The organism is Agromyces luteolus, from assembly GCF_009729855.1.
In the GTDB taxonomy this organism is placed as follows: domain Bacteria; phylum Actinomycetota; class Actinomycetes; order Actinomycetales; family Microbacteriaceae; genus Agromyces; species Agromyces luteolus.
Genome location: NZ_WODA01000025.1, coordinates 497,357 through 522,531, shown reverse-complemented (window position 1 = coordinate 522,531; position 25,175 = coordinate 497,357). Strand labels below are relative to the sequence as shown.

Sequence of the window (25,175 nt, the reverse complement as noted above, 5' to 3'; positions counted from 1 at the left end):
GGGTTCGCCTCGGGGCGCCGCGCTGATGTGGAATCACTCGTAGCGGAGGGCGTCGATGGGGTTCTGCTGTGCGGCGCGTCGGGCGGGCAGGGTACCGGCGAGGAATGCGATACCCATGACGACGAGGATCACGGTGATGATCGCGGACGGTTCGAACAGCATGATCTGCAGCCCGGGAAGTCCGGAGAGTAGGGAGGTGGCGAGTGCAGTGCTGATGGCAGTACCGGCGAGGACGGCCGCGGCGGCGCCGATAGCGCTGCCGAGGAACCCGATGAAGACGGCTTCGCTGCTGAACAGTCCGAAGACTCTTCCGCCGCCCATGCCCATGGCTTTCATCAGGCCGATCTCGCGGGTGCGCTCTTGGACGCTCATCAGCAGGGTATTGACGATTCCGAAGCCTGCAGCGATGAGCGCGATGACAGCGAATGCGTTGAGCACGCCGATGATTCCGGAGATCACGGTTTGGAACGCGCCGATCTGGTCGGCAGTGGTCTGGGCAAGGAAACCTTGGTCGGCGAGGTCTTCCTTGATGGAGGTGATCTGGTCGTCGGTGGCGTCGCGTTCGAGATGGGCGACGGCGGAGAGGTAGCCAACGGGGGCGTCGACGGTTCTGCCGGTCTGCTGGACCTCGACGAGCGCATCGGTAAGGTTCTCGTTGATGCTCGCGCCGAGTGGCAGTAGGGAGGTGTTCTGCACGCCAACGATGGCGACGTCGACGTCGTGCTGCTCTCCGACTGCGTCTGTGGCGCCGATGGTGACGGTGGCGCCGACGGCGTCCTCTGCGTCAGCGAATCCGAGCGCGTCGAGGTATTCGTCGGGGAGCAGGATCTCGTTCTGGTCGCTGTTGGTGAGCGGCGCGCCGGCGGCCAGATCCGGCACGATCGCCGCGGAAACCGGGTTGAGGCTGATCTCGTACTTGTCGCTCCCGTCGGCGGTGATGAAGTCGGCGGAGACGAACACCGTCGGCTCGACGCTCGTAACGCCGTGGGTGGATTCGATGGCCTCAATATCGTCCACGGTGAGGGCTCCGGCCCCGAATCCGCCGGGGCCGGCGGGCGCTCCGGGAAACGGGTCGTCCGCGGTGGCCCGGTCGGGGTCGTACCGGTTGGGTCCCTCCTCGGCGGCGGTTTCGGTGTCGGGCGCCTTGTTGACGGTGAGGACACCTTCGGCGCCGATGGCGCCCAGTTGGCTGTCGATGTAGTCGGAGATGCCTGCGCCGATCGCGCTGGTGATGGTGAGCGTGAACGCGCCGATGAAGATGGCGACCACGGTGAGGGAGGTGCGCAGCTTGCTGCGGAATGTGTTCTGAACCGCGGTCTTCAGGAGGTCACCGGTGTTCATGCCGCCGCTCCTTCGCTGCCGTGTCCGTGCAGGTTCGGGGGCGCTGGGGCGTCCGTTTCCCGGCCGTCTCGGAGGTAGATCTGCCGGTCGCAGCGTTCGGCGAGCTCGGTGTCGTGGGTGACGATGATAAGTGTGATGCCCTGCTCCCGGTTGAGGGTGAACAGGATGTCTTCGACGACCTGCCCCGTGGCGGTGTCGAGATTGCCGGTCGGTTCGTCGGCGAAGATCACCTTGGGGTTGTTCACCAAGGCGCGGGCGATGACGACGCGCTGCTTCTGACCGCCCGACAGGTTGGTGGCCCTGTTTTTCGCTTTGTCGTCGAGCTCGAGCGCACGGAGCGCAGCCATGCCGCGTTCACGTCGCTCGCGGCCGCTCACCCCGGCGATCTTCAGCGGCAGCACCACGTTGTCGAGCACAGTGGCGTTCGGGACCAGGAAGAACTGTTGGAACACGAACCCGAAGTCCGCGTTTCGCAACTGGTTCACCGCTCGGCCACGCAACGTGGCGGCGTCTTCGCCCCCGACGAGGACCGCACCGTCATCGGGTTGATCCAGCAGCGCGAGGATGTGCATGAGCGTGGACTTCCCGGAACCGCTCTTGCCGACGATCGCGACGGATTCACCAGCCCTGACCGCCAGCGACACGCCCTTGAGTGCGTCGAAGCGGCCGCTACCGCTGCCATAGGACTTGTGGATGTCGGTGGCCTCGAGAACAGGACTATTCACAGCGCTCCTCGTGATTGTGCAGTCAATGCAAATTAGCATGAACTGCATTGCGCGGTCCGGTTGCTGGGTGAGTTCTCAGGACAAAGGGTGATGTGGATCATGGTGCGGCGTCGCTGCGAGTCCCGGGGTCGCGGCCGGAGAGATCTTGAGCGCGCCAGAGCGGACGCGACAAGAATCCGCACTTCGCCCGCACGACCTCGGTGAGCCGTCGTCGGGCGGCGGGACCGACCCTCCGAGTCGAGGTGGCGGGCCCGACCTCAACTCGGGTTGTGCGGCGAATGCGCCAGACCTTCCCACGCCGATCCCATCGCGAGGATCAGGGCGTCGCGGTCCGCGACAACAGTGACGATGGTGGCGACCGGAATCCCGAAGCAGCCGAAGTGGTCAACGACACGAACCGGGGCGCTGCGATTCGCCCGAGTCCCCAGGGGCGCCGGAACTCACGACATCCGTCATGTCAGTCTTCCAGGGTGGACCGCGATGACGGTCCCTTGTCACGCGGTTGCGGGTGCATAGCGGTGCGGCCGCGACAAGGAGGATCAAGTCCGATGCCTGGCTGCAGCGGTGTGGAACGCTTGCCGCCCACGAGCACTGCGCAGCCGGCCATAAGTTTTTGCTGTCCACTCAGACGGACACAGACGTCCGGGGAAAGCCTAGACGGCCGCGCGTCCGCCATCGACGGGCAGAAGCACCCCGGTGATGTAGCTGGCCTGCTCGGACGCGAGGAACACCACAGCATCGGCAACATCGGTGGTCTTCCCGATCCGGCCGAGCGGGATCGTTTGCGCCACGTAGTCGAGGTTCTCTCCGAGCGCGTCGACGACGGACTGGCTGCCGGTTGCTCCCGGAGCGACGGTGTTCACCCGGACGCCCGCGTGCGCGAACTCCGCTGCCCAGCTGCGGGTGAGGGACTCGAGTGCCGCTTTCGACGCCCCGTACACCGACATGCTCGGGGTGCCGTGCCTGGCGACGACCGAGCTGATGTTGATGATGCTCCCCCCGCGCCGGGCGATCATCTGCGCGACGAGCGCGGCCGTGAGGAAGAACGGACCCCGCACGTTCGTGGCGAAGACCGTCTCAAACGCCTCCACCGCCTGTTCGGTTGTGTGCGCCGACGCGGCGTCTGCGGCGTTGTTCACGAGGATGTCGACCGGTCCCGCCTGTTCCGCCAACGCGTGGACGCTGTCGAGATCGGTGAGGTCCGCGCCAATGAAGCGCGCCCGATCGCCGAGCTGTGTCGCTGCGGCCTGCCCGCGGGTCTCATCGCGGCCGGTGAGGATTACCTGCGCGCCGCTGTCGCGCAGGGCAGTAGCGATCTGGAAGCCGATCCCGCCAGTGCCCCCCGCTCCCGTTACCAAGGCCGTCTTGTTCAGCAGTTCCGTACTCATTCGCTCCCCATCGCGCTCGGCGAGCGTCCCTGTGACGCCGCGGCTCTCCCGCCGGACAGTAATCGGAACGCGTGGTCCATTTCCTATGGAAGTCGATCCTAACTGGAACCTCTGCTCCGCATCGGTGATCGAAGTCGCCAGCGTCACGGAAGGACACAGTGCGACGCCCACCATCGCGATAGACGGAGCCGGCTCCGGGATGGGACTGGCCATCGCCCACCTTCGGCGAGCCCGGATTCGACATTTCCCTGAAGTCCCGCACCCAGGTCAAGCTCGACGCGCTCGCGGCGCAACTGAGTGGAAGGCATCACCGCGAATGGGCTCGCCGTGGATGTCCTCGAGTATCCCCGACCACTGAACCGATACACACAGCCGCCGGCCACTTCGAGAGCATCGACGTGCTCGATGATGCTCGGGACCCCGCGCGCTGCACACCTGCCGCGTGCGCGGGTACGACGCTGTGCGCTCCTTCTTCCTCCCCGCCCGAAAAGCAGACTGACCACGCGTCGATAGGCACGCCGACACACCGAGCATCCCGGACGAACGGCGAAGTGCAGCCGAACGGCCGGTGCGCGGGCACTTAACCCGCCCCGCCTGACAGAAGGACTATCAGTCCTCGCCGAGGGCGAGTTCGTTCTGGGTGAAGCGTGAAAGAACATCGACCGCATCTCGAACGAGGTGCGTCGGCGCCTGCTCACCGCTGCCCGCGAACCAGGCGTGCATGAGGTAACGCATCACCCCGCTCGCAAGAGCGACAACCATGCGAGCCTCCTGCTCGAGTTGCGCAGGGGTCCCAGGCCGGTGCTGGTTGCGGAACCGTGAGAGGACGATCTGGATGTAACGGTCCTCCAGTGCACCCATCTTCGCCATCTCGGCCTCCATCAGCTGCGGGTGGCGCTGCAGCACCACGCGTCGGGACGGAAGGAGCGCAAGGTCAGGCTCCTGCTCAAGCTGAGCAGCGACGATCAGTTCCAGCAGGTCCGCAACGATGCCAGGTCCCTCAGTGCTCACGAACGCGTCGATCTGCTCCGCCGTCGGCTCGTGCGGGCCGCCGATGATGACCCCCTCCTTCGACCCGAAGTAGTTGAAGAAGGTGCGCTGCGAGACCATGCTCGCCTCGCAGATCATGTCGACGGTGACCTTGTCATAGCCGTGCTCGAGCATCAACGAGATCGCGGCGCGCTCGATCGCGTTCCGGGTCGCGACGCGCTTGCGCGTCCGCAAGCCGACGTCGGAGGAAGGCTCGTGCATCGGTGATCTCCACTCGTCATTGCAGTGATGGCGCACCTGGCTGCCGTTCGACCCACAGCCCCATGGGGCGCCACAATTCAGCGTGCACAAGACTAATGTGCAGTCGCTGCACGTGGGACCCTCTCAAGCATTGCCGACCTCGTCTGCGAACGATATTCTAGCGATCACTAGGTTTTCACTGATGACGCGCCGACGCGTCATGGAGCGGACAGGAGCAAACGGTGGGCATCCAGAGCATTGTGATCCGAGTTGCCGATATCGATCGGTCGCTTGACTTCTACGCCGGCCTGCTCGGCGGCGAGCCGATCGGAGTCGCTGACGGGGAGCGGGCGACGCTCGATTTCGTGACCGGCACCGTCGAACTCGTTCGGTTCGAGAACGGCACCGAGTCTGTCTGGGTTGAGGATGATCTCTACCGCGGGTTTCGGCATGTCGGCTTCGTCGTCGCCGACATCGGCCGGTACGTCGAGGAGGTCGCCCGGCGCGGCATCCGGGTGCGTTTCGGTCCGATGGACCTCGGTACTGGGATGCACATCTTCTTCGTCTTCGACCCCGACGGGACCGTCGTCGAACTCGTCCAGGGTGATGTCACCTACACGGAAGTATTCGACGTCGAGCTCGTCGAGGCGGCACGCGCGCTGGGCGCCGCCGAACGTCCGAGACTCGACCACATCGGTCACACTGTGGACTCGCTCGAGGCGAGTGTCGACTACTACGCTGCGCTGGGGTTCGGCAACGCTGGCAAGCTCGTGGCTCCGGGTGACCCGCGCGGTATGAGAATGGACTATCTGCGTGGTGGCGACACCGTGATAGAGCTCTTCAGCTGGAGCGTGCCGACGGCGGCCAATCCTCCTCGCCCGGGCAGCTACGGGTTCGCGGCCGCCGTGGTCGACGGCTCGCCGACCGGCGAACGGATCGGCAGTCTGGGCGACGGCCGAACCGTACTTGCCGATCCAGACGGACTCCCGTTGATCGCCGGGTCCTGACCTGAGTCACGACGAAGCGCGGCGCGGTCACCCGCGCCGCGCTTCGTTTCGCATCCGCTTTCAGGCCGACTGCGGCTGCAGCATGCTGCGCGACATCCGGCGCTCGCGCTGGCGATTCAGGTCTGGAATCGGGCTGGATAGCAGCAGCCGCTGCGTGTACGGGTTGCTCGGCGTTCTTGTGACGGTTGAAGCGTTCCCGCTCTCGACGATCTGGCCGCGGTACATGACCGCCACTCGATGACTCAGATGCCGAACCACGGCGAGGTCGTGCGAGACGAAGAGGTATGCGACACCGGTGTCGTCCTGGATCTGTCGCAGCAGATCGAGCACGCGCGCTTGGGTCGACAAGTCGAGCGCCGAGACCGGTTCGTCGCACACAATGAGCCGCGGTCGGATGGCGAGGGCGCGTGCGATTGCGATCCGCTGCCGCTGGCCACCGCTGAACTCGTTCGGGTACCGTTGGCCGGAGTTCGCTGGCAACCCGACCTGATCCAACAAGGTGCGCACGCGCTGTATCGAGTCGGAGCGCCCGATCCCGCTCGCCCGGAGCGGCTCGGTGAGAATCTCCTGCACGGACATCGTGCTACTCAGCGACCCATACGGATCCTGGAAGACGACTTGGATGTCGTTTGCGAGCTCGCGCCGCGCGCGACGTGGCAGACGGGTGATGTCGCGCCCCTCGAAAGCCACGGTGCCGGCTGTCACGGGCGCAAGTCCGAGCACAGCCCGACCCAGCGTCGTCTTGCCCGACCCGGACTCGCCGACCAGGCCGACGGTCTCACCGGGATGGATGTCGAGCGAGACGCTGTCGAGTGCCCGGAACCGGGACCAGCGACTGCGTCCGAACTCGACGACCAGATCGTTGATTCGAAGGAGCGGTTCGCCCATCATCGCGTCACCGCCAGATCACTCCGAGAAGGCGATGGTTCCGGTGTAGGTCTCACGTCGTCCTCGTCGATCAGCGAGCCGAACAACTCGCGCGTGTATTCGTGGCTCGGATGGTTGAAGATCTGCTCCACTGGTCCGGTCTCCACGATCTGTCCCGTCTTCATCACCGAGACGTGGTCGCAGATATCGGCCACCACGCCGAGGTTGTGCGTCACCAGGAGAATCGACAGCCCGCTGTCCTGCTGGATCTCGCGGAGCAGGTCGAGGACCTCTGCTTGGACGGTCACGTCGAGCGCCGTCGTCGGCTCGTCCGCGATCAGAAGGTCCGGGTTCGACGCGACCGCTCCGGCGATCAGGACGCGCTGCGCCATGCCACCGGAGATCTCGTGCGGATACGAGTGGAACGTGCGTTCCGGGTCAGAGATGCCGACACGGGCCAACAGCTCGAGGGAACGCGCGATCGCCTGCCTCTTCGACATCCGCAGCACGGACCGCAAAGGCTCGATGAGCTGACTGCCGACCGTGAACGAGGGGTCCAGGTTGGAGATGGGCTCTTGGGGAATGTACGCGATTCGCCGACCACGAACGCCGGATACTGCCGAGCGGTCGAGCAGGTCAACATCGTCGAACTGGATCGAGCCGGCGAAGACGCGTGCTGTCGACGGAAGCAACCCGAGTATCGCCCAGGCAGTTTGGGTCTTCCCTGAGCCTGACTCGCCGATCAGGCCGTGAACCGAACCTCGAGTGATCTCGAGATCGATTCCCCTCACCACCTCGGCCATGCCGTCCGAGTTCGGATATCCGATTCGCAGGCCTGCGACCCGCAGCAGGACGCCGGGCTCGAGTGGCGTGAGCGAAGCCGAGCGGGTCACCGAGGTCTGCTCCACCTGGCCCTTCGCGCCGCGTCGACGCGTGGTCGTCCGTCCGAGCTCGTCGCGTAGCGCGTTGCCGAGCAGCGCGAACGCGACGCTGGTCAGCGCGATGATGATGCTCGGCCAGATGATCAACTGTGGCTGCCGGTAGATGTTGGCGAACGCGTCAGTGAGCACGCCGCCCCAGGACGGCACGGTGCTGTCATCGAAGCCAAGGAAGCCCAGGCCCGCTTGGATCGCCAAGGTGATGCTCGCGAGGATCGCGGTCTGGACGATGATCGGTCCACGAACTGCACCGAGCACGTGGCGCGCGATGATGGCGCTATCTCGCAGTCCCGAAACCATCGCCGCCTCTACGAACAGCTCCGAACGCGCGCTACGCACGGCCGCGTAGACGAGACGGAAGAAGGCCGGAGACATGAGGATTCCGAAGATCGCCATGGAGATCCAGAGCGAGGGGCCGAGCACGCTCCGGACTGCAAGCAACACCACGATCCCGGGCAGTGCCATCAGCAGATTCACGATCCATGTGGCCCCGTCGGCGAAGAACCCGCCGTAGTATCCGGCGATGAGTCCACTCGGAATGCCGATCGCCGCCGCGACACCGACCGCGAGTGCTGCGGCGGTGAGGCTGACCAGCCCTCCGGCGATCAGCCGGGAGAGCACATCCCGACCGGAGCCGTCGGTTCCCAGCCAATGAGTCGCGTCTGGGGAGGCGAGCACGGCATGGATGTCGATCGTCGCGGGGTCGTGGGGCATGATCAAGGGGGCGAAGACGGCGGCCAGGCTTATGACCACCAGGAAGATCAGGGATGCCAGCCCAGCCGGGTTCCTGAGCAGACGCCGAAACACACGCGGACGCGACGAGGCAGCGTGCGCCTGATCGACGGTGGACACGTGGCCGGTAACGAGCCGTGCATCTTTCATGAGACACGAACCTTCGGGTTGAGGACACCCTGCAGGATGTCGATGATCAGGTTGACGGCGACGACGATGAGCGTGATCGCGAGCACCAGTCCGAGTACGAGCGGGATGTCTCCGCTCGCGGCGGCCTGCACGGACACCTGACCGAGCCCGGGAATCGCGAAGATCTGCTCGATCACCACTGCTCCACCGAGTAGGCCGACGAATTGCAGCGCAAGGATCGACAATGCGGGCCCAGCGGCGTTGCGGAGGACGTGCCGGAACAGGACGCGCCGCGTCGAGAGTCCCCGGCTTCGCAGCGTGCGCACCCACTCCGCCTCGAGCGCCTCGATCATCGAACCGCGGACTTGTTGTGCGACGGCAGCGATCGCGCCGATCGAGAGCGCTGCGATCGGCAGGGCGGTTGAGCGCAGCGAACCCACTATCGACTGGGAGAACGGCACGTATCCGGTGGCCGGAAGCCATCCGAGCCGTAGGGCGAACACGTCGACGAGGAAGATCGCGATGATGAAGCCCGGAATGGCGAAGCCGAGCACGGAGAGAACCTGGACCCCGGCGTCGACGACGCCGCGACGTACGGCGGCCAGGACGCCGAGGACGGTTGCCAGGATCGCGCTGATCAGTGTCGTCCCGATGACCACGGTGACGGTGACCGTTGCACGAGTCACGATCGAACTCGAGACCTCCTGACCAGTGAACCACGACCGGCCCAGGTCGCCGCCGGTCGCGCTGGAGAGCCACAGCCAGAATTGCTCGAGGAGCGGCTTGTCCAGACCGAGGGCGGCTCGTTTCGCGGTGACCGTTTCGACGGACGCGGTGGGCCCGAGGATCGTTCGCGCAATGTCCCCTGCGGCGAAGTGGAGCAGGAAGAACGCCAGCACGACGATGACGGCGACGAGCACGAGTCCTGCGCCGATGCGGCGAAGCACGAAGAGAGTCATGAGCCGAATCCGGCCGGCGGGCGCGTGTCGGCGATCTCCTCCAGCTCTTCGACGAGGCCCGCGTCATCGAAGTGGAAGAGCAGCCAGTAGTGGAAGGCCGCCGAACGTGGATCTGCTTCCGGCCAGATCCGCAGTCGGGCCAGGACCTTGCTCTCGTCGGCAAGCGGATCGGCCGTGACCTCCATCTCGAACCGGTTCTCCGCGAGCTGGGCGAATTTCGCCGCCTCGAGCTGGACGAGCGTGTCGCGACCATGGATCGCTTCCTTCATCTCATTCAGCCAGAAGGAGAGAACACCGTCTGGATGCCAGAACGACGTCCAGGTCTCGAGATCACGGTTGACCTCGGCCTGATAGAAGGCTTCGACAGTTCGCTTGTTTCGATCCGATGCGGAACTCATCACTATTCCTTTGCTTTGACTGGGGGAGGGGGTGGCGGGCGACCGGCGCGGAATTCCAGTCGCCCGCCCTTGGTTTGCGCGACCCGAATCAGCCCCCCGCGGGAAGGATGTTCCACAGGGCGGGCATCGCGCCGCCGCCTCCCTCCATGGTGATGATCTCGATGTCGGGCGAGCTCGCGTAGCGGTAGCCGGGCGCATAGAACGGCGCGAACCATGCCTGCTCGACGAGGTATCGGTTCAGATCGGCCGCTGCCTGGTCCGCCTCATCCTGATTTCCGAGCTGGATCTTCTGCAGGTAGTCGGCCACCGTCGGGTCGGTGCTGTGGAACGGATTCCACGTCGCGTTGGGCGTCAGGATGAACTGCGCCAACTGCCAGTCAGCTGGATCCTTCTGCAGCTGCATGTAGTACGCGGGGAACTTCGGGGTGAGCAGCGCGGTGAAGAAGTCACCGATGGGGACCTCGGTCTCCTCGACCGCGATTCCTACGTCAGCCAGCTGATCGGCGACGAGATCGTAGAGGGAGGCGCCGAGAGCGGCGCGTGCGGTCGGCATGCTCAGGGTGAACCCATCTGGGTAGCCGGCATCGGCGAGCAGTTCCTTCGCCTTCTCGGGGTCGTAGTCGTAGTAGCTGTCGAGGCTCACGTCATACGCGGCGGACGATGGCGGGAACATCTGCTCCGTCACCTCACCTTGGCCGCCTGCGACGGCGTCGAGCAGGGCCTGCCGGTCGAAGGCGTAGTTGATCGCCTGTCGCACGCGAACGTCGCCCAGAGGCTCACTCATGGTTCCGTCGCGGTCGGCGAGGGTGAGGCCGTTCCAGCCTGGCTGCTGCCCGCTCAAGGTGTATCCTGCGGCCTCGGCGGGTACGTTGTCCTCCGTGGTGAACAGCGGCGTACCGTCGACTTCGCCCGCCTTGATCGCGTTGAGCACGGCTGTGGAATCGCTGAAGAGCTTGATCACGAGGTGCTCGTAGTGCTGCTGGTCGGGGTTCCAGTAGTCGGGATTCTTGTCGTAGTAGTACGTGCTGCCCTCGACGGTGGTCTCGGTATCGAGGAGGTACGGCCCGGACCCGACAGGTACGGTCTGAATGTCCGGGTTGTCGAAGGCCTCGGCGCTCTCCTGGAGGCCCGCGTTCTGGGTCAGGTAGGTCAGGAACGCCGGGTTGGGCGCTTCGAGCGTCAGGACAACCGTGCTGTCGCCGTCGGCCTCGGCCGAGACCATGTCCGCGAGTTGCGACGCATTCGTGCTCGTGCCGTCGCGGAAACGCGTCAGGTTGGCGACGGCGACGTCGGCGTTGAACGGGCTGCCGTCGGAGAAGGTGACGTCCGTTCGGAGTTCTAGGGTGACGACCGTCTTGGAATCGTCCCAGCTCCACTCGGTGACGAGGGCGGGTGCCAGTTCGCCGTCCGCGTCCACCTGAAGAAGCGTGTCGTATACCGCGGAGAGGTAGGCGGACTCCTGGCTGAAGTTCGCTTCTGAGGCCTGGAATGTGTGCAGCTGAACGATCGTGCCGAGTGTGAGCGTGTCGCTGCTCGAGGAGCTCGCGTCGTCGGCGCACCCGGACAGGGCAATTGCTGCGACGGCCGCGGCAGCGACTGCTGTGGTCAGCCGCGGAGGTGTCAGTTTCATCGTTGGTGCCTTTCGCATCGAACGTCGTTGTCGGATGGGACGACTCTGACGCTACCACGAAAGCCCAGTAGTCGCTAGGTTTTCGCGCAGGACCCCGCAGTATGGTCGCGACCGAGTCGAGGTGAGCCCGACCCGGGTGGCGCGTGCTCCGTCGATGCGGAGATCCGCCCGGCGTGCCGCAGCGGTGTCACCGAGCGAACGTCAGGGCACCGGTCGATGAGGCAAAGCGACACCCATGGGCCCCACGTGAACGAGGAAGCGCCGCCGAGCAGCGAGCTCGGCGGCGCTTCAGCCTCCCAGTGACGGCAGGCCCTGAAGGTCAGGCCAGTGGACCCGGCGCGGTATCGCCGATCTCCTCGATCTCGACGATCAGGCCGTCTGCGTCGAACCGGAAGAGGCACCAGATCTCGACCCTTCTGCCGCTAGCAGTAGCCTCGCCGAGCCCGAGTCGAGCTAGGATCCGAGTCGGATCGGCAAGCCTGTCCGTGCGGACGTGAATTTCGTACGGCGGGCGCTCGGCGAACTTTGCCTTCGTGGCTTCGACGAGGGCCTCGAGCCCGACAACGGGCTCGACGGGTGCCGCGAAGCGGAAGGTGTGCCGCCCAGACTCGCTCCACAACGGCTCCCATGCCGTGATATCGCGCCGCTGCTCGGCGTCGTAGAGAGAGAGCACCGCCGCTTCATTGCGCAGGCTGGTGGCCATTTCGGTGTCGATCGTATTCGTCACATCGGCTCCTCGACTCGTGATGATCGTCCTATGGTATCTCAAAAGCGAGTCACCGCTCGAAGTTCACGGGTGAAGGCGCTGCCCATCCGTTCTCCGGGCGCCGAGCGCGGCGAGGGCCGAGTCCAACATGGAGACCGGACTTCCGGTCGTCGTTACACTGCGTGTATGTCGACCGGCGCTTCTCTCCTGGGTCGGCGCGCGAGCATCATCGACGTTGCCGAACGTGCCGGGGTTTCCAGGCAGACGGTGACCCGCGCCATCAACGACATGCCGGGCATCAGCGCGGCCACCAAGCAACGTGTGCTGGACGCTGCTCGTGAGCTGCAGTACCGCCCGAGCCGTTTCGGCAGGGGTTTGGTATCGCGAGGGACACCGACCCTGGGCCTCGTCGTCGTCGACCTGACCAACGGGTTCTGGGCGGAGCTCGCTTCCGCGGTGCTCGATGAGGCGACCGAGCGCGGATGGACGGTGCTCATCGCCGAGACGTCTCACGATGCCCGCTCGGCGGTGGCAACTTTGCTGGACCACGTCGACGCGCTCTTCGGTCTCGTGGACGTTCCGGAAACGGAGCTCGACGAATTGGTGGGTCCGACTCCGATCGTCCTTCTGGACCCCAAGCCGGACTTGCGCCGTCGCGCCTGGGTCCGCCTGGATTTCGAGAGCGCGATGGCGGATGCTGCGAGTCACCTCGTCTCGAAAGCGCGACGCCGAATCGTCATGCTGGATTGGTCGCGTTCGCAGCCTCGGTCTGAACGGGCCACGAGCTTCGTCCATGCGGTCGAGGGCCTGGGGCTCGACCCGCTGGTGCTGCGACACACTGCGACCAGCGAGCCATCCATCGACCTAGGGAGGCTCGCAGCCGAAGAAGCCCTGGTGCAGTGGCCGGACCTGGACGCGTTCGTCTGTTTCAACGACCCGATTGCGGTCGGCGCGTTGAAGGCATGTCAGGCTGTCGGACGCAGCGTACCGGCGGACGTTTCGATCATCGGAGTCGATGGTTCGGCGGTCGGCCTCGTCGTCACGCCTGAGCTGACCACGCTGAGCTTCGACTTCCGCGAACTTGCACGCACGGCGTTCTCCACGTTGCTCGCGAGCGTCGAGGGCTCGCTCGCCGATGGCGGCCCGGCGGCCCATCGGCCGGTCCGACCTCAGCTGGTCGTGCGCGGCTCGAGCTGAGCGAACCGCTCAACGCACCAGTTGAGAGGTCCTCGTCGCACGGTGAGCTGCGATGAGGTCTCGATACCACAGCGCGGACTTCTTCGGGATCCGATCCAGCGTGGCGGGGTCGACCGCAGCGATACCGAACTTCGCACTGAATCCTGCCGACCACTCGTAGTTGTCCATGAGGGACCAGAGGTAGTAGCTGCGGACATCGTGGCCGGCGCGGATTCCTTCGGAGATCCATTCCAGGAATCCGCGGACATACCTGATGCGCTCGTCGTCGTCGAGCGGGTCGGCGGCGGACGCAGGGCCGTCGGTCATGCCGTTCTCCGTAATGTGGATCGGGCCGCTCCATCCGTAGTCGTCGCGCACCAACTCGAGCGCGTCGAACACCGCTCTCGGGTAGTACTCCTGTCCGTTGTCCAGGAAGTTCCCGCCGGGGAAGGGGTCGCTCTGCGCCCACTTCGTGCCGTCGTTCTTCTCGGAGTCCACGACCACACGCGAGTAGACGTTCAGGCCGAGGTAGTCGAACGGTTCCGAGATGAGTGCCTGATCCCCGTCGGCGATCTCCGGCATCGTGCCGTCGGCTTCGAGCCTGGCGCGGATGCGATCGCTGTACCCGCCGCCGAGCAGCGCGTCGAAGAAGAAGCGGAATCCGTCGTCGTCACCCGCGTTCGCGAGAGCGATGTCGGCGGGTGAGTCCGTCTTGGGGTGACGCTTCCAGATGTCGAGCACGATGCCGATCTCGCCTGGTGAACCGGCCGCGCGGAAGGCCTGGACTCCGCGCCCATGCGCGCGCAGGGCGTTGTGCATCGCCTGCCGTCCGTCGGCTGCGTCTCGTCGCCCGGGCGCGAAGAAGCCCTCGCCGTACCCTGCCCAGATCGCGATCGGCTCGTTGAGGGTCGCCCATCGGTTGACGCGGTCCCCGAAGCGATCGAAGACGAGCGCGGCGTATTCGGCGTACCACTCCGCCACGTCCCGATTCGGCCAGCCGCCGCGATCCTCGAGGGCCTGGGGCAGGTCCCAGTGGTAGAGCGTCACGTTCGGCTGGATGTCCGCGCTCAGGAGGTCGTCGATGACTTGGTCGTAGTACGCCACGCCGGCGGGGTTGACTCGACCCGTACCCTCGGGGAGCAGCCGAGGCCAGCTCATCGACAGGCGGTAGGTGTCCAAGCCGAGTGCGTTCATCAGAGCGATGTCGTCGCGATGTCGATGATACGAATCGCACGCGACATCACCTGGGACGTCGTCCTTCACCTTGCCGCTGGTGTGCCCGAAAGTGTCCCAGATCGAGGGCCCCTTGCCATCGGCGTTCCAGCCGCCTTCGATCTGGAACGCGCTCGTGGCGACCCCGAAGCGGAAGTGCGGGGGGAGATCAAGGCTAGGCAAAGCGCCTCCTTCGACGTAGGCTCGTGAACGTTCACGATATGACCCGATGCTCACGAAGGCAAGACGCTAATGCCAATCATCGACCGGCACATCCGGGGCTTGGTCACGGCCCGGTTGCAATCACGAGAATTCCCGATCCCAGTCATTGACAGGACGGGCTCAGCGGGTCTAGCTTCAAACTGAAAGCCGGTCAGTGAATAGTTTCGGATCGGCATCCTGACGCATCACAGCAGTCGCTACAAGGAGGTACTGATGCTGCACCAACGAACCCGACGGCTTCGCACCGTCGTCGGAGCCAGTGTTCTCATCGGCGCGCTCGCGCTCACCGGTTGTTCCGATGGCGGAGGGGACAGCGGCGACGGCGAGCCCGTGACGCTCACCTGGTACATGGGAGCCGGCGTTCCGGACGACATCGCCACGGCTGAGGCGCTCGCTGCGGCCTTCAACGACCAGAACGAATCCGGCATCACCGTCGAAGTGGATGCCTCGGGACCGGAGGGCGTGGAGGGCGACAACCTCATCAAGACCCGGCTCGCCTCCGGCGACATGGCCGATCTGCTCTGGTACAACAGCGGCGCGCTGATGTACGCGCTCCAGCCCGACGACCAGCTCCTGAACATCGCTGACGAGCCCTGGGTGGATGACCTCAACGACGCCTATCGGGCCACGGTCTCGACCGAGAACGGCACCTACGGCGCGCCGGTGGGCAACGCCATGGGAGGCGGCATCCTGTACAACGTCGACGTGTTCGAGGAAGCCGGAGTCGAGGTTCCGCAGACGTGGGACGAGTTCCTCGATGTCGTCTCCGAGCTCAGCGACGCGGGGATCACGCCGGTCATCCAGTCCTACGGCGACACCTGGACGTCGCAGCTCGTGGTGCTCGGCGACTTCTACAACGTTCTGGCCGAGGACCCGGCCTTCGCTGAGGAGATCACCGCGAACGAGACCAGCTGGGCCGACGGTGCAGGGCTGGCGTCGTTCCAGAAGCTGCAGGACCTGGCAGATGCCGGAGCGTTCAACGAGGACTACTCCACGCTGCTGTTCGACCAGGCGCTGGCGAAGCTCGCGCAGGGTGAGGGCGCGATGTACCCGATGCTGACCTTCACGCAGGCCACGTTCAAGCAGGACTTCCCCGACTCGAACATCGGCTTCTTCCCGGTCCCCGGTGACTCCGCGGATGACCTCGGCCTCACCACCTGGATGCCGTCCTCGGTCTACTCGCCGGCCTACACGGAGCACCCCGACGAGGTGAAGGAGTTCATGGCGTTCGTCGCCAGCCCCGAGGGCTGCGCCGCGATCGGCGAGGCCCGCGGCAACGCTGGACCGTACGTCGTGAACGGCTGCGAGATGAGCGGCGACGTCTCCCAGATCGTCTCCGACATGCTGCCGTACTTCGAATCCGGCAAGACCGAGCCGGCCTTCGAGTTCCTGTCCGTCGTCAAGGGTCCGAACCTTGCCAACTTCACCGTCGAGGTGGGCTCGGGAATCTCGACGGCCGAGCAGGCGGCCGCGGCGTACGATTCGGACAACGTGCTCCTCGCGCAGCAGCTGGGCCTCCCCGGCTGGTGATCCGCCGGTACTAGGAATCGCAGTTCGTAGTGGGGCCGGCGTTCCGCCGGCCCCGCTGCACCTTGGAGGGACCCTTGACCACGACACTGCCTCCGCGTGAGCGGACCGACAACCCACATCCCGACAGCCAGCCTTCGCGCAAGGAGAAGAAGCGCCGCGCCAAGCGCGATCCCTTCGCGTTCGCGTATCCGGGCTGGTTCTATGCCCCGGCGGGAATCATCTACGGGATCCTGTTCCTGTTCCCGACGATCATCTCCTTCTACTTCGCCTTCACGCGCTGGAATCTGTCGTCTGCGGAGTTCATCGGGTTCGACAACTTCGTCACCTTCTTCACGCAGGAACGGCTCTTCAGGGGCTTCATCAACACCCTCATCTTCGGTGCCCTCACGTCCTTCGCCAAAGTCGTCCTCGGGCTCCTCCTGGCAGTCGTCCTCACCTCCGGGATCTTCGCCCGCGGCTATCTGCGCGCGGTCGTCTTCTTCCCCGTCCTCGTCTCGACGATCGGCGTCGGCGTCACCTTCAAGATCCTCTTCGATCCGTTCGACGGTCTGGTGAACGAGGCGCTGGCGGTGATCGGCATCACCGGCCCGAACTGGCTGACCGACCCGAACATGGCGATCTACTCGATCGCGATCGTCGACATCTGGAAGGGCGTGGGCCTCGCCGCGCTCATCTACATTGCGGGAGTCGTCGCGATTCCGAGCGACTACTACGAGGCTGCCCGGGTCGACGGGTCCAACGCATGGCACAGCTTCTGGCACATCACGCTGCCGCTGGTGCGCCCGGCGACGATCACCGTGGTGATCCTGTCGCTCATCGGGGGCCTCCGGACCTTCGACCTGATCTGGACGATGACCAGCGGCGGCCCCGGGTTCGCGAGCGACACCATCGCATCCGTCATCTACAAGCAGTACGCGGCGGGGTACTACGGACTCTCCACGGCGGGGAACGTGATCCTGTTCGTTCTCGTGACGGCGATCGTGCTGCCGATCTACATCTTCTTGAACCGGAAGTCGAAAGAGCTGTGAGAACCGAACGTATCCGGAACCTCGTCGGCGGCATCATCGCGATCGTCGTCACCGGCATCATCTTCCTGGTGCCGTTCATCTTCATCCTCCTGACGGCGATGAAGACCCGCGAAGAAGCGAACCTGCTCGAGTTCGGATGGCCCGTCGGGGACTTCCGCCTCCTCGAGAACGTCATCGAAGTCCTGCAGATCCGCGACTACACCGTGGTCCGCGCGTTCATCAACAGCAGCATCCTGACGGTGTTCTCGGTCAGCATCATGGTGGTTCTCGCTGCGATGGTCGGCTGGACCCTCCAGCGCCGTCAGAGTCGGTGGAATGGGCTGATCAACATGCTCGTGCTGGCAGGTCTCATCATCCCGCCGGCGGTCGTACCCACGATCTTCGTGATGAAGACGCTCGGGATCTTCGCCACCATGCCCGGCCTGATCCTGGTCGAGATCGCGTTCGGACTGTCGTTCTGCATCCTGCTGTTCCGTGCATTCGCGGCGACTGTCCCGCGAGAGATCGACGAGGCGGCCATCATCGACGGTGCCGGCCCGATTCGACTGTTCTTCCAGTTCGCGTTCCCGCTGCTGCGAAGCGTCATCGTCACGGTCATCGTCGTGCAATCGGTGTTCGTGTTCAATGACTTCGCGGCTCCGCTGTACTTCGCTCCCGGTGCCGAGAACGTCACCGTTCAGCTGAGCCTGTACAACTTCCAGAGTCAGTACTTCACGTCGTACAACCTGCTCTTCACGGACATCCTCCTGATCACGGTTCCGCCCTTGATCCTCTACATCTTCTTCAACAAGCAGATCGTCGCGGGCCTGACCTCCGGGGCAGTCAAGGGATGAGCGCGGAAGTCACGCAAGCGAGTTCGCTTCGACGGCTGGGCCGCTCCGGCCTCCTGACGACGCCAGTGGGCATCGGCGGCAGCCCACTCGGCGGTATGGAGGGGCTCTACGGGCACGACACCTCCCACGAGGATGGCGTCGCCACGGCAGTCCGCGCTCTGACCGGCCCGTTCACGCTGCTCGACACGTCGAACGCGTATGGCAACGGTCGCAGCGAGCAGCGGATCGGCGAGGCCATCCGGAATCTCGGAGGCGTTCCCGATGGCTACCTGGTCGCGACGAAGGTGGATGCCGATCCCACGAGCGGAGCCTTCGACCGAGACCGGGTCCTGCGCTCCTTCGAGGAAAGCACGGAGCGGCTGGGTCTGGACCATATCGACCTGCTGCACCTCCACGACCCCGAAGGGCACATCTCGGTCGACGAAGCACTGGGCCGGAACGGCGCCATCGAAGGCCTGATCGAACTGCGGGACGCGGGCCTGGCCGGCTCGATCGGCATCGCCGGAGGCGCGGCCGCAGAGATCACCCGGTACGTGGAGACGGATCACTTCGACGTACTCCTGACGCACAACCGCTGGACGCTCGTGGACCGCACGGCGAACGAACTCCTCGACCGGGCACGAGCGCTGAACATGGGCGTGATCAACGCGGCGCCATTCGGCGGCGGCGTGCTCGCGCGACGGCCCCGACCCGGCGACCGGTACGCATACGGGCTGGGCACCGCGGAGCAGGTGAACGCCGCTGAGCGGATCGCTACGTTCCTCGGCACGGTCGGGATCCCCATCGCCGCAGCCGCGCTGCAGTTCTCCGTCCGCGAATCGCGCATCGATACGACCCTGATCGGCGCATCCAATCCCGGGCGAATCGACGAAGCCCAGCGCCTCCTCGACGTCAAGATTCCCGATGAGGTGTGGGTGGAACTGGACGAGCTGACACCCGCGCGAACCCACTGGATCAACGACTGACGGCGGGCAGCGGCACGTGGTCGGCGTCGCTGCTTGAACCGATCAACGCTCCACGACTCGAGTTCGCTCATGGATGGACCACACGGAGGAACCCCGATCATGTCGGTCATCGCGAATCCCGGTTGCGGCGAGGATGCGCACTGGAAACCTGACACCCGATGAGCGACCTCGGTTGGCTCGACGACCCGCAGGCGTTGGAGGCCGAACACGTCATCGTGCTGTTGCCGTCGCTGGGAACCACGGTGCGCATCTTCGATGAGCTCGTCGACGGACTCACGGGACGATGGCGCGACCTCGCCGTGCTGCGAGCCGATCTGCCGGGCCATGGGATCGCTCCGCGGGCGTACGAGGTCAGTATTCCGTCGCTGGGCGCGGAGGTCTCCGCAGTCGTCCGGATGCTCCGAGCTCGGCACGTCACCGTGGCGGGAGTTTCGATGGGCGGCGCGATCGCGTTGGAGGCGGCGACGCACCGACCGCCCGACCTGGACAGCTTCGTGATGATCAACAGCGGGACCAGCTTCGGGACACCCGATGGATGGCGGACCCTGATCGCCAACGTCACCGAGGCGGGAGTAGCGGCAACGGCACTCGGGGCCAAGGCGGGGTGGTTCTCTCCTGATTTCGCAGAGTCGGCGCGAGCTCAGGCGCTGCTCGAGGATCTCAGCCGAATCGACTCCTCGTCGTACGTCGCCTGCTGTCGCGCGCTCGCCGACTACCACGGGCCAGCGGATCTCGGTCAGCTCGATGTCCCTGCGCTCCTCATCGCAACGTCCGACGACACGGCGACGCCCCCGACAGGACTTCGCGCCCTCGCTCGGCGGTTGAGGCATGCCAGGTTCGTCGAGCTTCCCTCCGGTGGCCACCTCTCCCTGGTCGAGCACTCTCACGCGGTGGAAGCCATCCTCGCGGACGCGATTCAGAAGGGCCGAACGAATGACTCGTGACTTCCCAGCTGACTTCCTCTGGGGAACGGCGACAGCTGCACACCAGGTCGAGGGGGACAACCACAACTCGGATTGGTGGCGATACGAGCACGCGCCGGGCAGCGCCGCCCTGGAGTCCTCAGGCGACGCCATCGACCACTATCACCGCTATTCGGACGATTTCGAGTTGCTGGCGGGAATGGGGCATACCGCTCACCGGCTGTCCGTCGAGTGGGCACGCATCGAACCCGCGCCAGGCGAGTTCAGTCGTGCGGCGATCGCGCACTACCGGACGGTGCTCGAGACTCTGCGAGCGACGGGTATGCGGTCATTCGTCACCCTCAACCACTTCACGCTGCCGGCGTGGTTCGCGGAACGAGGTGGATGGCTGTCGCACGACGCGTTGGCCTGCTTCGACCGCTATTGCCGGCGGATCCTGCCCGAGCTCGGCGAGTTCATGGACTTCGCGTGCACGATCAACGAACCCCAGATGGTGGCTCTCCACGGCTATCTCGAGGGGTACTTCCCGCCAGGGGAGACGAATCCGACGCTCTGGAAGCGCGTGGGCCGCGTCCTGCTCGATGCTCACCGGCTGGCGGTTCGCGCGGTTCGAGACGAGAGCACCGCCGACCCGGGTCTCGTCGTGCAACTGCCACTTCTCGCACCAGCCCGCGAGGATGAGGCAACTCAGGTCTTCATGCGGGCGCTACGCGCTGAGGTCGTCGATCTCTACCTCGATGGCCTCACCGGCGATCCTGACGCCGGAGGGTGGCTCGGCGTCCAGTACTACCGGAAGAACTGGGTGGATCCGGCGTCGCCCACCTTGTTCGGCACGCCACCCCCGGGAACCCGGCTCACGCAGATGGGATGGGCCGTCCATCCGGACGGCCTCCGCGACATGCTCCATCGAGCTGCGAAGACAGGGCTCCCGCTGTATGTCACTGAGAACGGCATCGCGACCGAGGACGACGCCGAACGGATCGACTACCTCGAATCGCACCTTCAGGCGGTCGCGCGAGCGAGGTCGGAGGGAGTCGACGTGCGTGGATACATCCACTGGTCGGCATTCGACAACTTCGAATGGGCTGAGGGGTATCGTCCCAAGTTCGGCCTCATCGCAGTAGACCGCGACGGCGAGTTCCGCCGGGTTCCCAAGCCCAGCGCCTACGCGCTGGAGCGCGTCGCGCGCAGCGGGGACATCTCGGCATTGCGGGCGCATGGACCTGTGTTCAAACAATGAAAGCCAATCGATGAGTTGTATTGGGCTAGGCTTTCGTCAGAAGCCGGCATCGGCGCTCGACGAGGACGTCTGGAGGACGAAGTGAAGTACCGGTACCTGGGAAACTCGGGGCTCAGAGTCACCGAGATCACCTACGGCAACTGGTTGACGCACGGCTCCCAGGTCGAGAACGACTCGGCGAGGGCCTGCGTCCGTGCCGCCCTCGATGTTGGCATCACGACGTTCGACACGGCCGACATGTACGCCAACACCGCCGCCGAGACCGTGCTCGGTGAGGCGTTGAAGGGCGTGCGTCGCGAATCGTTGGAAATCCTCACAAAGACGTACTTCCCGGTCGGACCCGGCGGAGCGAATGACTCCGGCCTGTCGCGCAAGCACATCATGGAGTCCATCGATGGGTCGCTCCGACGCCTCGGAACTGACTATGTCGACCTCTATCAGGCTCACCGCTGGGACTACGCCACCCCCCTGGAGGAGACGATGGTGGCGTTCGCCGACCTCGTCAGGTCGGGCAAGGCGTTGTACATCGGGGTCAGCGAATGGACGGCCGATCAGTTGCGACAAGGTGCCGCCCTCGCGAGGGAGTTACGCATCCCCTTCGTGTCGAACCAGCCGCAGTACTCCGCGCTGTGGCGCGTAATCGAGGCAGACGTCGTGCCGGCGTCGCGGGAGCTCGGCATCTCCCAGATCGTGTGGTCCCCAGTCGCCCAGGGCGTCCTGACTGGCAAGTACCGTTCCCGACACGCGGCACCGACCGGCAGCCGTGCGACCGACGGAAACGGCGGTGCCGAGATGATCGAACGCTGGATGCGCGACGACGTGCTGGATCGGGTTCAGCGTCTCGGTCGGGTCGCCGACGAGCTCGACCTCACGATGGCTCAGCTCGCCATCGCGTGGGTGCTTCAGAACCAGAACGTCGCGGCTGCGCTCATCGGCGCATCGCGTCCCGAGCAGGTCGTCGAGAATGCCGCAGCTTCCGGAGTCGTCCTCCCGCCCGACGCCCTGGCTGCAATCGACGACGCGCTCGGCGACGTCGTCGAACGCGACCCTGCGAAGACCAGCCTCGAATCGCCGGTCGACCGCGTTCGCACCGATGGCTGGGGGACGACGCCGTAGCACTGAAGCGAAGCGACCAGAGGCTCCGCGACACCGGCGTCCGCTCGATGCTGCTCTTGGGGGTGTCTGTCCGGACCTCCCGCCGCTCAGGCGCTCCTTGCATCGTAGAGAGCGAGTGCATCGCTCGAAGACATCAGGGAGGCCGGATGCTGCACGAACGAACGCTGGGACGACGGGGACTGAAGGTCGCCGAGATCGGCTTGGGGACGATGGGGATGACCGCCTTCTACGGTCGTGGCGGGAGCCGGGAGGAGCACCTCCGGGTCATCCGCAGGGCCCATGAGCTCGGCGTGACCCTGTTCGACACCGCCGAGCTGTACAACCGCGGGAACGGCGCGAACGAGGTGCTCTTGGGCGAGGCGGTCGCGCCGTTCCGTGAATCAGTGCAGCTCGCCACGAAGTTCGGGTTCACCTACGACGCGAACGGCGATTCCAATGGTCGTGACTCGAGCCCGTCGAACATCCGCCGAGTGACGGAGAACAGCCTGCGCTACCTCGGCACGGAGGTGATCGATGTGCTCTATCAGCACCGGCAGGATCCGGCCGTGCCCGTCGAGGAAGTGGCTGGCGCCGTGAAGGAACTGATCGAGGAGGGCAAGGTCCGCTACTTCGGACTCAGCGAGGTGGGACCGGAGACGTTGCGGCGCGCTCACGCGGTGCAGCCGGTCTCCGTGGTGCAGACCGAGTACTCGCTGTTCGAGCGAGGTGTGGAGTCCGAGGTGCTTCCGGCCGCCCGGGAGCTCGGCATCGGGTTCGTCCCGTACTCGCCGTTGGGACGCGGTTTCCTCACATCGGCGGTCAAGCCGGCGGAGCAGTACGAGGCGAGCGATTTCCGGCGTCATGATGCTCGCTGGCAGGGCGAGAACTATCGTTCGAACGTCAGTGCAGTCGATCGGCTCACCGCGTTGGCCCACGACAACGGCGTGACGGCAGCACAGTTGGCGCTCGCATGGCTGCTCGCACAGGGCGATGACATCGTGCCCATTCCCGGCACCCGTAGCGTGGATCGGCTGGAGGAGAACATCTCGGCCGCCGCGCTCTCACTCACCGCCACGGAGCTCGACCTGATCGACGAGATCATCCCGGACGGCGCGGTCGGCGCGAGATACACCGACGAGCACCTGCCGACGTGGGTGTGATGGCGGACTCCACCGGAGTCCGACACGCCGTCGCCCGCTCGCAGTCGAGCGCTGACACGGCCTCGGGCCGGCCCGGCCGACTGCCGTTCGTCGTCTCCGTGCTCGCGGCGGGGGTGTTCCTCATGGGGACCACCGAGTTCGTGGTTGCCGGGATCCTCCCCGAGATCGCCGACGGGCTGGGCATCTCCGTCCCGGACGCGGGCTTGATGATCACGGTGTTCGCGCTCGGCATGATCGTGGGGACGCCGACGATGGCCATCGTCACCCTGAGGCTCTCGCGACGACTCACGCTCGCCGTGACCCTCGTGGTATTCGCGATCGGCCACCTGCTCGTCGCAGTGACCTCGAGCTTTCCAGTCATCCTCGGCGCCCGCTTTCTCACCGCCGTCGCGACCGGGGCGTTCTGGGCCGTGGCTGCCGTGGTCGCAGCGCAGGCTGCCGGACCCGTCAGGTCATCGAAGGCGCTGGGAATCGTACTCGGCGGTGGGATGCTCGCAAATGTGATCGGGGTACCGCTCGGTGCATTCGCCGGTCAGTCGATCGGATGGCGCGGACCATTCTGGGTGCTGGCGATCGTGGCCGCCCTCGCGGCCGTGGTGATATACCGGCAGGTTCCCCGCGAGCCGCCCGCCGGAGCTGTTCCTTCGGTCCGCGCCGAGGTCGCGAGCCTTCGAGATATCCGCATCTGGCTGGTCTTGGCCGGGGCCGCGATCGTGTGCGGCTCGTCGTTGGCGGTCTACAGCTTCATCTCCCCGCTCCTCACGGAGAACGCCGGGCTCCCGGCACATGCGGTCCCACTCGTGCTCGTCGGCTACGGTCTCGGCGCATTCGTCGGATCGAACCTCGGCGGTACTCTCGGTGCGACGCGGCCGCTCACGGTGTTGTTCTCATCTGCGACCGCGACGCTGCTCGTGCTCGCCGGACTCGTCGTGTACTCGGACGATGCCGGCGTGACGGTCGTGCTGATCGTACTGCTCGGGCTGTTCGGGATGTCGACCAATCCGATTCTGATCGGGATGGCGGTGCGATACGCCGACCGAGCGCCGACACTCGCCTCCGCCCTGAGCACCGCTTCGTTCAACGCGGGCACCGCGGTCGGCTCGTGGCTCGCCGCCCTATCGTTGGGTGCGCAGAACGGCGCGGGCGGGCCGCTCCTCGTCGGCACTGGAATCGCGGCGCTCTATTTCGTGCCCCTCGGTCTTCTCGTGCGATGGCAGCGTGGTCGCCGACTGGCCGGGGCGAGCATCAGATGACTCCGAGGCGACTGCGCCGCGGATGGTCGACGTGCGGATGGCGTCCATCGACGCGGTAGTTCGTCACATGCAGGGACGGGCCCTTCCGGTGATGTTGTCGATGATGAGGGCGACGAGCACCGCGATGCATCCGATGACCGCGAGGAGGAGCGCGAGCGAGATGCCTTCCGACGTCGGGTGTCCGTCGCCGGCCAGGTGTGCCGCGAGCGCTGCACCGGAGATCGCGCTCCCCAACGAGCCGCCCATCGTACGCAGTACCTGGTTGAAGCTCACGGCGCTACCGAGTTCCTCGGTGACGACGCCGACACGATCGTCGCGCACGGCACCATCGACGAACTCGCGGATCGCACGCGGGCGCACTGGGACGCCGGCGCCGATCACGTCTCCGTGAACGTGCAACCCGACACAGAGGACCCGGTGCCGACCCTCCGTGCCCTTGCAGCCGCCGCTTCCGAACGCTGACGCCCGCCCACACACGGAGGAGATCA

23 protein-coding genes are annotated in these 25,175 nt (G+C 65.6%); 11 read left to right on the top strand and 12 right to left on the bottom strand.

Going from position 1 to position 25,175, the window contains the following annotated elements; genetic code table 11:
* Positions 1 to 33 precede the first annotated feature (33 nt).
* The 4 genes from GLX25_RS16075 to GLX25_RS16060 form a co-directional block, all read right to left on the bottom strand.
* Positions 34 to 1,341, bottom strand: a complete 1,308-nt coding sequence (locus GLX25_RS16075) for an ABC transporter permease (protein WP_155843496.1) — start codon at positions 1,339 to 1,341, stop codon at positions 34 to 36.
* Positions 1,338 to 2,066 (bottom strand): ABC transporter ATP-binding protein, encoded by a 729-nt coding sequence (locus GLX25_RS16070; protein WP_271192396.1) that lies wholly within the window; start codon positions 2,064 to 2,066, stop codon positions 1,338 to 1,340. Before GLX25_RS16070 ends, GLX25_RS16075 begins: the two co-directional genes overlap by 4 nt.
* A gap of 653 nt (positions 2,067 to 2,719) precedes the next feature.
* Positions 2,720 to 3,454, bottom strand: coding sequence for an SDR family NAD(P)-dependent oxidoreductase (locus tag GLX25_RS16065; protein WP_155843494.1), 735 nt, complete (start codon positions 3,452 to 3,454; stop codon positions 2,720 to 2,722).
* A gap of 609 nt (positions 3,455 to 4,063) precedes the next feature.
* The gene (locus GLX25_RS16060; protein ID WP_155843493.1) at positions 4,064 to 4,705 is read right to left on the bottom strand and encodes a TetR/AcrR family transcriptional regulator; all 642 of its coding nucleotides are present in this window, start codon (positions 4,703 to 4,705) and stop codon (positions 4,064 to 4,066) included.
* 221 nt (positions 4,706 to 4,926) lie between these two features.
* Here GLX25_RS16060 and GLX25_RS16055 point away from each other — a divergent pair, with 221 nt between their 5' ends.
* A complete protein-coding gene (locus GLX25_RS16055) occupies positions 4,927 to 5,691 on the top strand; it encodes a VOC family protein (protein ID WP_155843492.1) in 765 nt (254 codons plus the stop codon).
* A gap of 60 nt (positions 5,692 to 5,751) precedes the next feature.
* On the opposite strand, the gene GLX25_RS16050 is transcribed toward GLX25_RS16055, so the two are convergent.
* The 6 genes from GLX25_RS16050 to GLX25_RS16025 form a co-directional block, all read right to left on the bottom strand.
* The gene (locus GLX25_RS16050; RefSeq protein ID WP_155843895.1) at positions 5,752 to 6,579 is read right to left on the bottom strand and encodes an ATP-binding cassette domain-containing protein; all 828 of its coding nucleotides are present in this window, start codon (positions 6,577 to 6,579) and stop codon (positions 5,752 to 5,754) included.
* Positions 6,579 to 8,378, bottom strand: a complete 1,800-nt coding sequence (locus GLX25_RS16045) for a dipeptide/oligopeptide/nickel ABC transporter permease/ATP-binding protein (protein ID WP_155843491.1) — start codon at positions 8,376 to 8,378, stop codon at positions 6,579 to 6,581. The genes GLX25_RS16050 and GLX25_RS16045 overlap by 1 nt, the downstream gene beginning before the upstream one ends.
* Positions 8,375 to 9,316, bottom strand: a complete 942-nt coding sequence (locus GLX25_RS16040) for an ABC transporter permease (protein ID WP_155843490.1) — start codon at positions 9,314 to 9,316, stop codon at positions 8,375 to 8,377. The genes GLX25_RS16045 and GLX25_RS16040 overlap by 4 nt, the downstream gene beginning before the upstream one ends.
* Positions 9,313 to 9,714, bottom strand: coding sequence for a nuclear transport factor 2 family protein (locus tag GLX25_RS16035; RefSeq protein ID WP_166548908.1), 402 nt, complete (start codon positions 9,712 to 9,714; stop codon positions 9,313 to 9,315). The genes GLX25_RS16040 and GLX25_RS16035 overlap by 4 nt, the downstream gene beginning before the upstream one ends.
* Positions 9,715 to 9,802: 88 nt before the next feature.
* Positions 9,803 to 11,344: an ABC transporter substrate-binding protein gene (locus GLX25_RS16030; RefSeq protein WP_166548907.1), complete on the bottom strand. Its 1,542-nt coding sequence runs from the start codon at positions 11,342 to 11,344 to the stop codon at positions 9,803 to 9,805.
* Between the two features lie 319 nt (positions 11,345 to 11,663).
* Positions 11,664 to 12,071, bottom strand: coding sequence for a nuclear transport factor 2 family protein (locus tag GLX25_RS16025; RefSeq protein ID WP_155843487.1), 408 nt, complete (start codon positions 12,069 to 12,071; stop codon positions 11,664 to 11,666).
* 165 nt (positions 12,072 to 12,236) lie between these two features.
* Here GLX25_RS16025 and GLX25_RS16020 point away from each other — a divergent pair, with 165 nt between their 5' ends.
* Complete coding sequence (locus GLX25_RS16020) at positions 12,237 to 13,247, top strand: LacI family DNA-binding transcriptional regulator (protein WP_166548906.1); 1,011 nt, start codon at positions 12,237 to 12,239, stop codon at positions 13,245 to 13,247.
* Positions 13,248 to 13,256: 9 nt separating this feature from the next.
* Here GLX25_RS16020 and GLX25_RS16015 read toward each other — a convergent pair whose 3' ends face one another.
* Positions 13,257 to 14,675: a GH1 family beta-glucosidase gene (locus tag GLX25_RS16015; protein ID WP_271192395.1), complete on the bottom strand. Its 1,419-nt coding sequence runs from the start codon at positions 14,673 to 14,675 to the stop codon at positions 13,257 to 13,259.
* Between the two features lie 198 nt (positions 14,676 to 14,873).
* On the opposite strand from GLX25_RS16015, the gene GLX25_RS16010 reads away from it, so the two are divergent.
* From GLX25_RS16010 to GLX25_RS15970, 9 genes are all read left to right on the top strand, one after another.
* Positions 14,874 to 16,190, top strand: a complete 1,317-nt coding sequence (locus tag GLX25_RS16010) for an ABC transporter substrate-binding protein (RefSeq protein WP_155843485.1) — start codon at positions 14,874 to 14,876, stop codon at positions 16,188 to 16,190.
* Positions 16,191 to 16,219: 29 nt separating this feature from the next.
* The gene (locus GLX25_RS16005) at positions 16,220 to 17,218 is read left to right on the top strand and encodes a carbohydrate ABC transporter permease (protein WP_420837658.1); all 999 of its coding nucleotides are present in this window, start codon (positions 16,220 to 16,222) and stop codon (positions 17,216 to 17,218) included.
* A 68-nt stretch (positions 17,219 to 17,286) separates the two neighbouring features.
* Positions 17,287 to 18,051: a carbohydrate ABC transporter permease gene (locus GLX25_RS16000; protein WP_271192394.1), complete on the top strand. Its 765-nt coding sequence runs from the start codon at positions 17,287 to 17,289 to the stop codon at positions 18,049 to 18,051.
* Entirely contained in the window at positions 18,048 to 19,016 is a 969-nt protein-coding gene (locus tag GLX25_RS15995; RefSeq protein ID WP_155843484.1) for an aldo/keto reductase, read from the top strand. Before GLX25_RS16000 ends, GLX25_RS15995 begins: the two co-directional genes overlap by 4 nt.
* 158 nt (positions 19,017 to 19,174) lie before the next feature.
* The gene (locus GLX25_RS15990; RefSeq protein ID WP_155843483.1) at positions 19,175 to 19,960 is read left to right on the top strand and encodes an alpha/beta fold hydrolase; all 786 of its coding nucleotides are present in this window, start codon (positions 19,175 to 19,177) and stop codon (positions 19,958 to 19,960) included.
* Positions 19,950 to 21,179, top strand: a complete 1,230-nt coding sequence (locus GLX25_RS15985; RefSeq protein WP_155843482.1) for a glycoside hydrolase family 1 protein — start codon at positions 19,950 to 19,952, stop codon at positions 21,177 to 21,179. Before GLX25_RS15990 ends, GLX25_RS15985 begins: the two co-directional genes overlap by 11 nt.
* Positions 21,180 to 21,260: 81 nt before the next feature.
* The gene (locus GLX25_RS15980) at positions 21,261 to 22,295 is read left to right on the top strand and encodes an aldo/keto reductase family protein (protein WP_166548905.1); all 1,035 of its coding nucleotides are present in this window, start codon (positions 21,261 to 21,263) and stop codon (positions 22,293 to 22,295) included.
* Positions 22,296 to 22,441: 146 nt separating this feature from the next.
* Positions 22,442 to 23,434 (top strand): aldo/keto reductase, encoded by a 993-nt coding sequence (locus GLX25_RS15975; RefSeq protein WP_155843481.1) that lies wholly within the window; start codon positions 22,442 to 22,444, stop codon positions 23,432 to 23,434.
* A complete protein-coding gene (locus GLX25_RS15970; RefSeq protein WP_155843480.1) occupies positions 23,434 to 24,687 on the top strand; it encodes an MFS transporter in 1,254 nt (417 codons plus the stop codon). Before GLX25_RS15975 ends, GLX25_RS15970 begins: the two co-directional genes overlap by 1 nt.
* A 63-nt stretch (positions 24,688 to 24,750) precedes the next feature.
* Here the strand turns inward: GLX25_RS15970 and GLX25_RS15965 are convergent, their stop codons facing one another.
* The gene (locus tag GLX25_RS15965; RefSeq protein ID WP_205719918.1) at positions 24,751 to 25,068 is read right to left on the bottom strand and encodes a hypothetical protein; all 318 of its coding nucleotides are present in this window, start codon (positions 25,066 to 25,068) and stop codon (positions 24,751 to 24,753) included.
* Between the last annotated feature and the right edge of the window lie 107 nt (positions 25,069 to 25,175).

Excerpts from the sequence above, each read along its gene's own strand:
- GLX25_RS16075 (WP_155843496.1), bottom strand. The coding sequence starts at position 1,341 with ATGAACACCGGTGACCTCCTGAAGACCGCGGTTCAGAACACATTCCGC.
- GLX25_RS16065 (WP_155843494.1), bottom strand. The coding sequence starts at position 3,454 with ATGAGTACGGAACTGCTGAACAAGACGGCCTTGGTAACGGGAGCGGGG.
- GLX25_RS16060 (WP_155843493.1), bottom strand. The coding sequence starts at position 4,705 with ATGCACGAGCCTTCCTCCGACGTCGGCTTGCGGACGCGCAAGCGCGTC.
- GLX25_RS16050 (WP_155843895.1), bottom strand. The coding sequence starts at position 6,579 with ATGGGCGAACCGCTCCTTCGAATCAACGATCTGGTCGTCGAGTTCGGA.
- GLX25_RS16045 (WP_155843491.1), bottom strand. The coding sequence starts at position 8,378 with ATGAAAGATGCACGGCTCGTTACCGGCCACGTGTCCACCGTCGATCAG.
- GLX25_RS16040 (WP_155843490.1), bottom strand. The coding sequence starts at position 9,316 with ATGACTCTCTTCGTGCTTCGCCGCATCGGCGCAGGACTCGTGCTCGTC.
- GLX25_RS16035 (WP_166548908.1), bottom strand. The coding sequence starts at position 9,714 with ATGAGTTCCGCATCGGATCGAAACAAGCGAACTGTCGAAGCCTTCTAT.
- GLX25_RS16030 (WP_166548907.1), bottom strand. The coding sequence starts at position 11,344 with ATGAAACTGACACCTCCGCGGCTGACCACAGCAGTCGCTGCCGCGGCC.
- GLX25_RS16020 (WP_166548906.1), top strand. The coding sequence starts at position 12,237 with ATGTCGACCGGCGCTTCTCTCCTGGGTCGGCGCGCGAGCATCATCGAC.
- GLX25_RS16010 (WP_155843485.1), top strand. The coding sequence starts at position 14,874 with ATGCTGCACCAACGAACCCGACGGCTTCGCACCGTCGTCGGAGCCAGT.
- GLX25_RS15995 (WP_155843484.1), top strand. The coding sequence starts at position 18,048 with ATGAGCGCGGAAGTCACGCAAGCGAGTTCGCTTCGACGGCTGGGCCGC.
- GLX25_RS15990 (WP_155843483.1), top strand. The coding sequence starts at position 19,175 with ATGAGCGACCTCGGTTGGCTCGACGACCCGCAGGCGTTGGAGGCCGAA.
- GLX25_RS15985 (WP_155843482.1), top strand. The coding sequence starts at position 19,950 with ATGACTCGTGACTTCCCAGCTGACTTCCTCTGGGGAACGGCGACAGCT.
- GLX25_RS15975 (WP_155843481.1), top strand. The coding sequence starts at position 22,442 with ATGCTGCACGAACGAACGCTGGGACGACGGGGACTGAAGGTCGCCGAG.
- GLX25_RS15970 (WP_155843480.1), top strand. The coding sequence starts at position 23,434 with ATGGCGGACTCCACCGGAGTCCGACACGCCGTCGCCCGCTCGCAGTCG.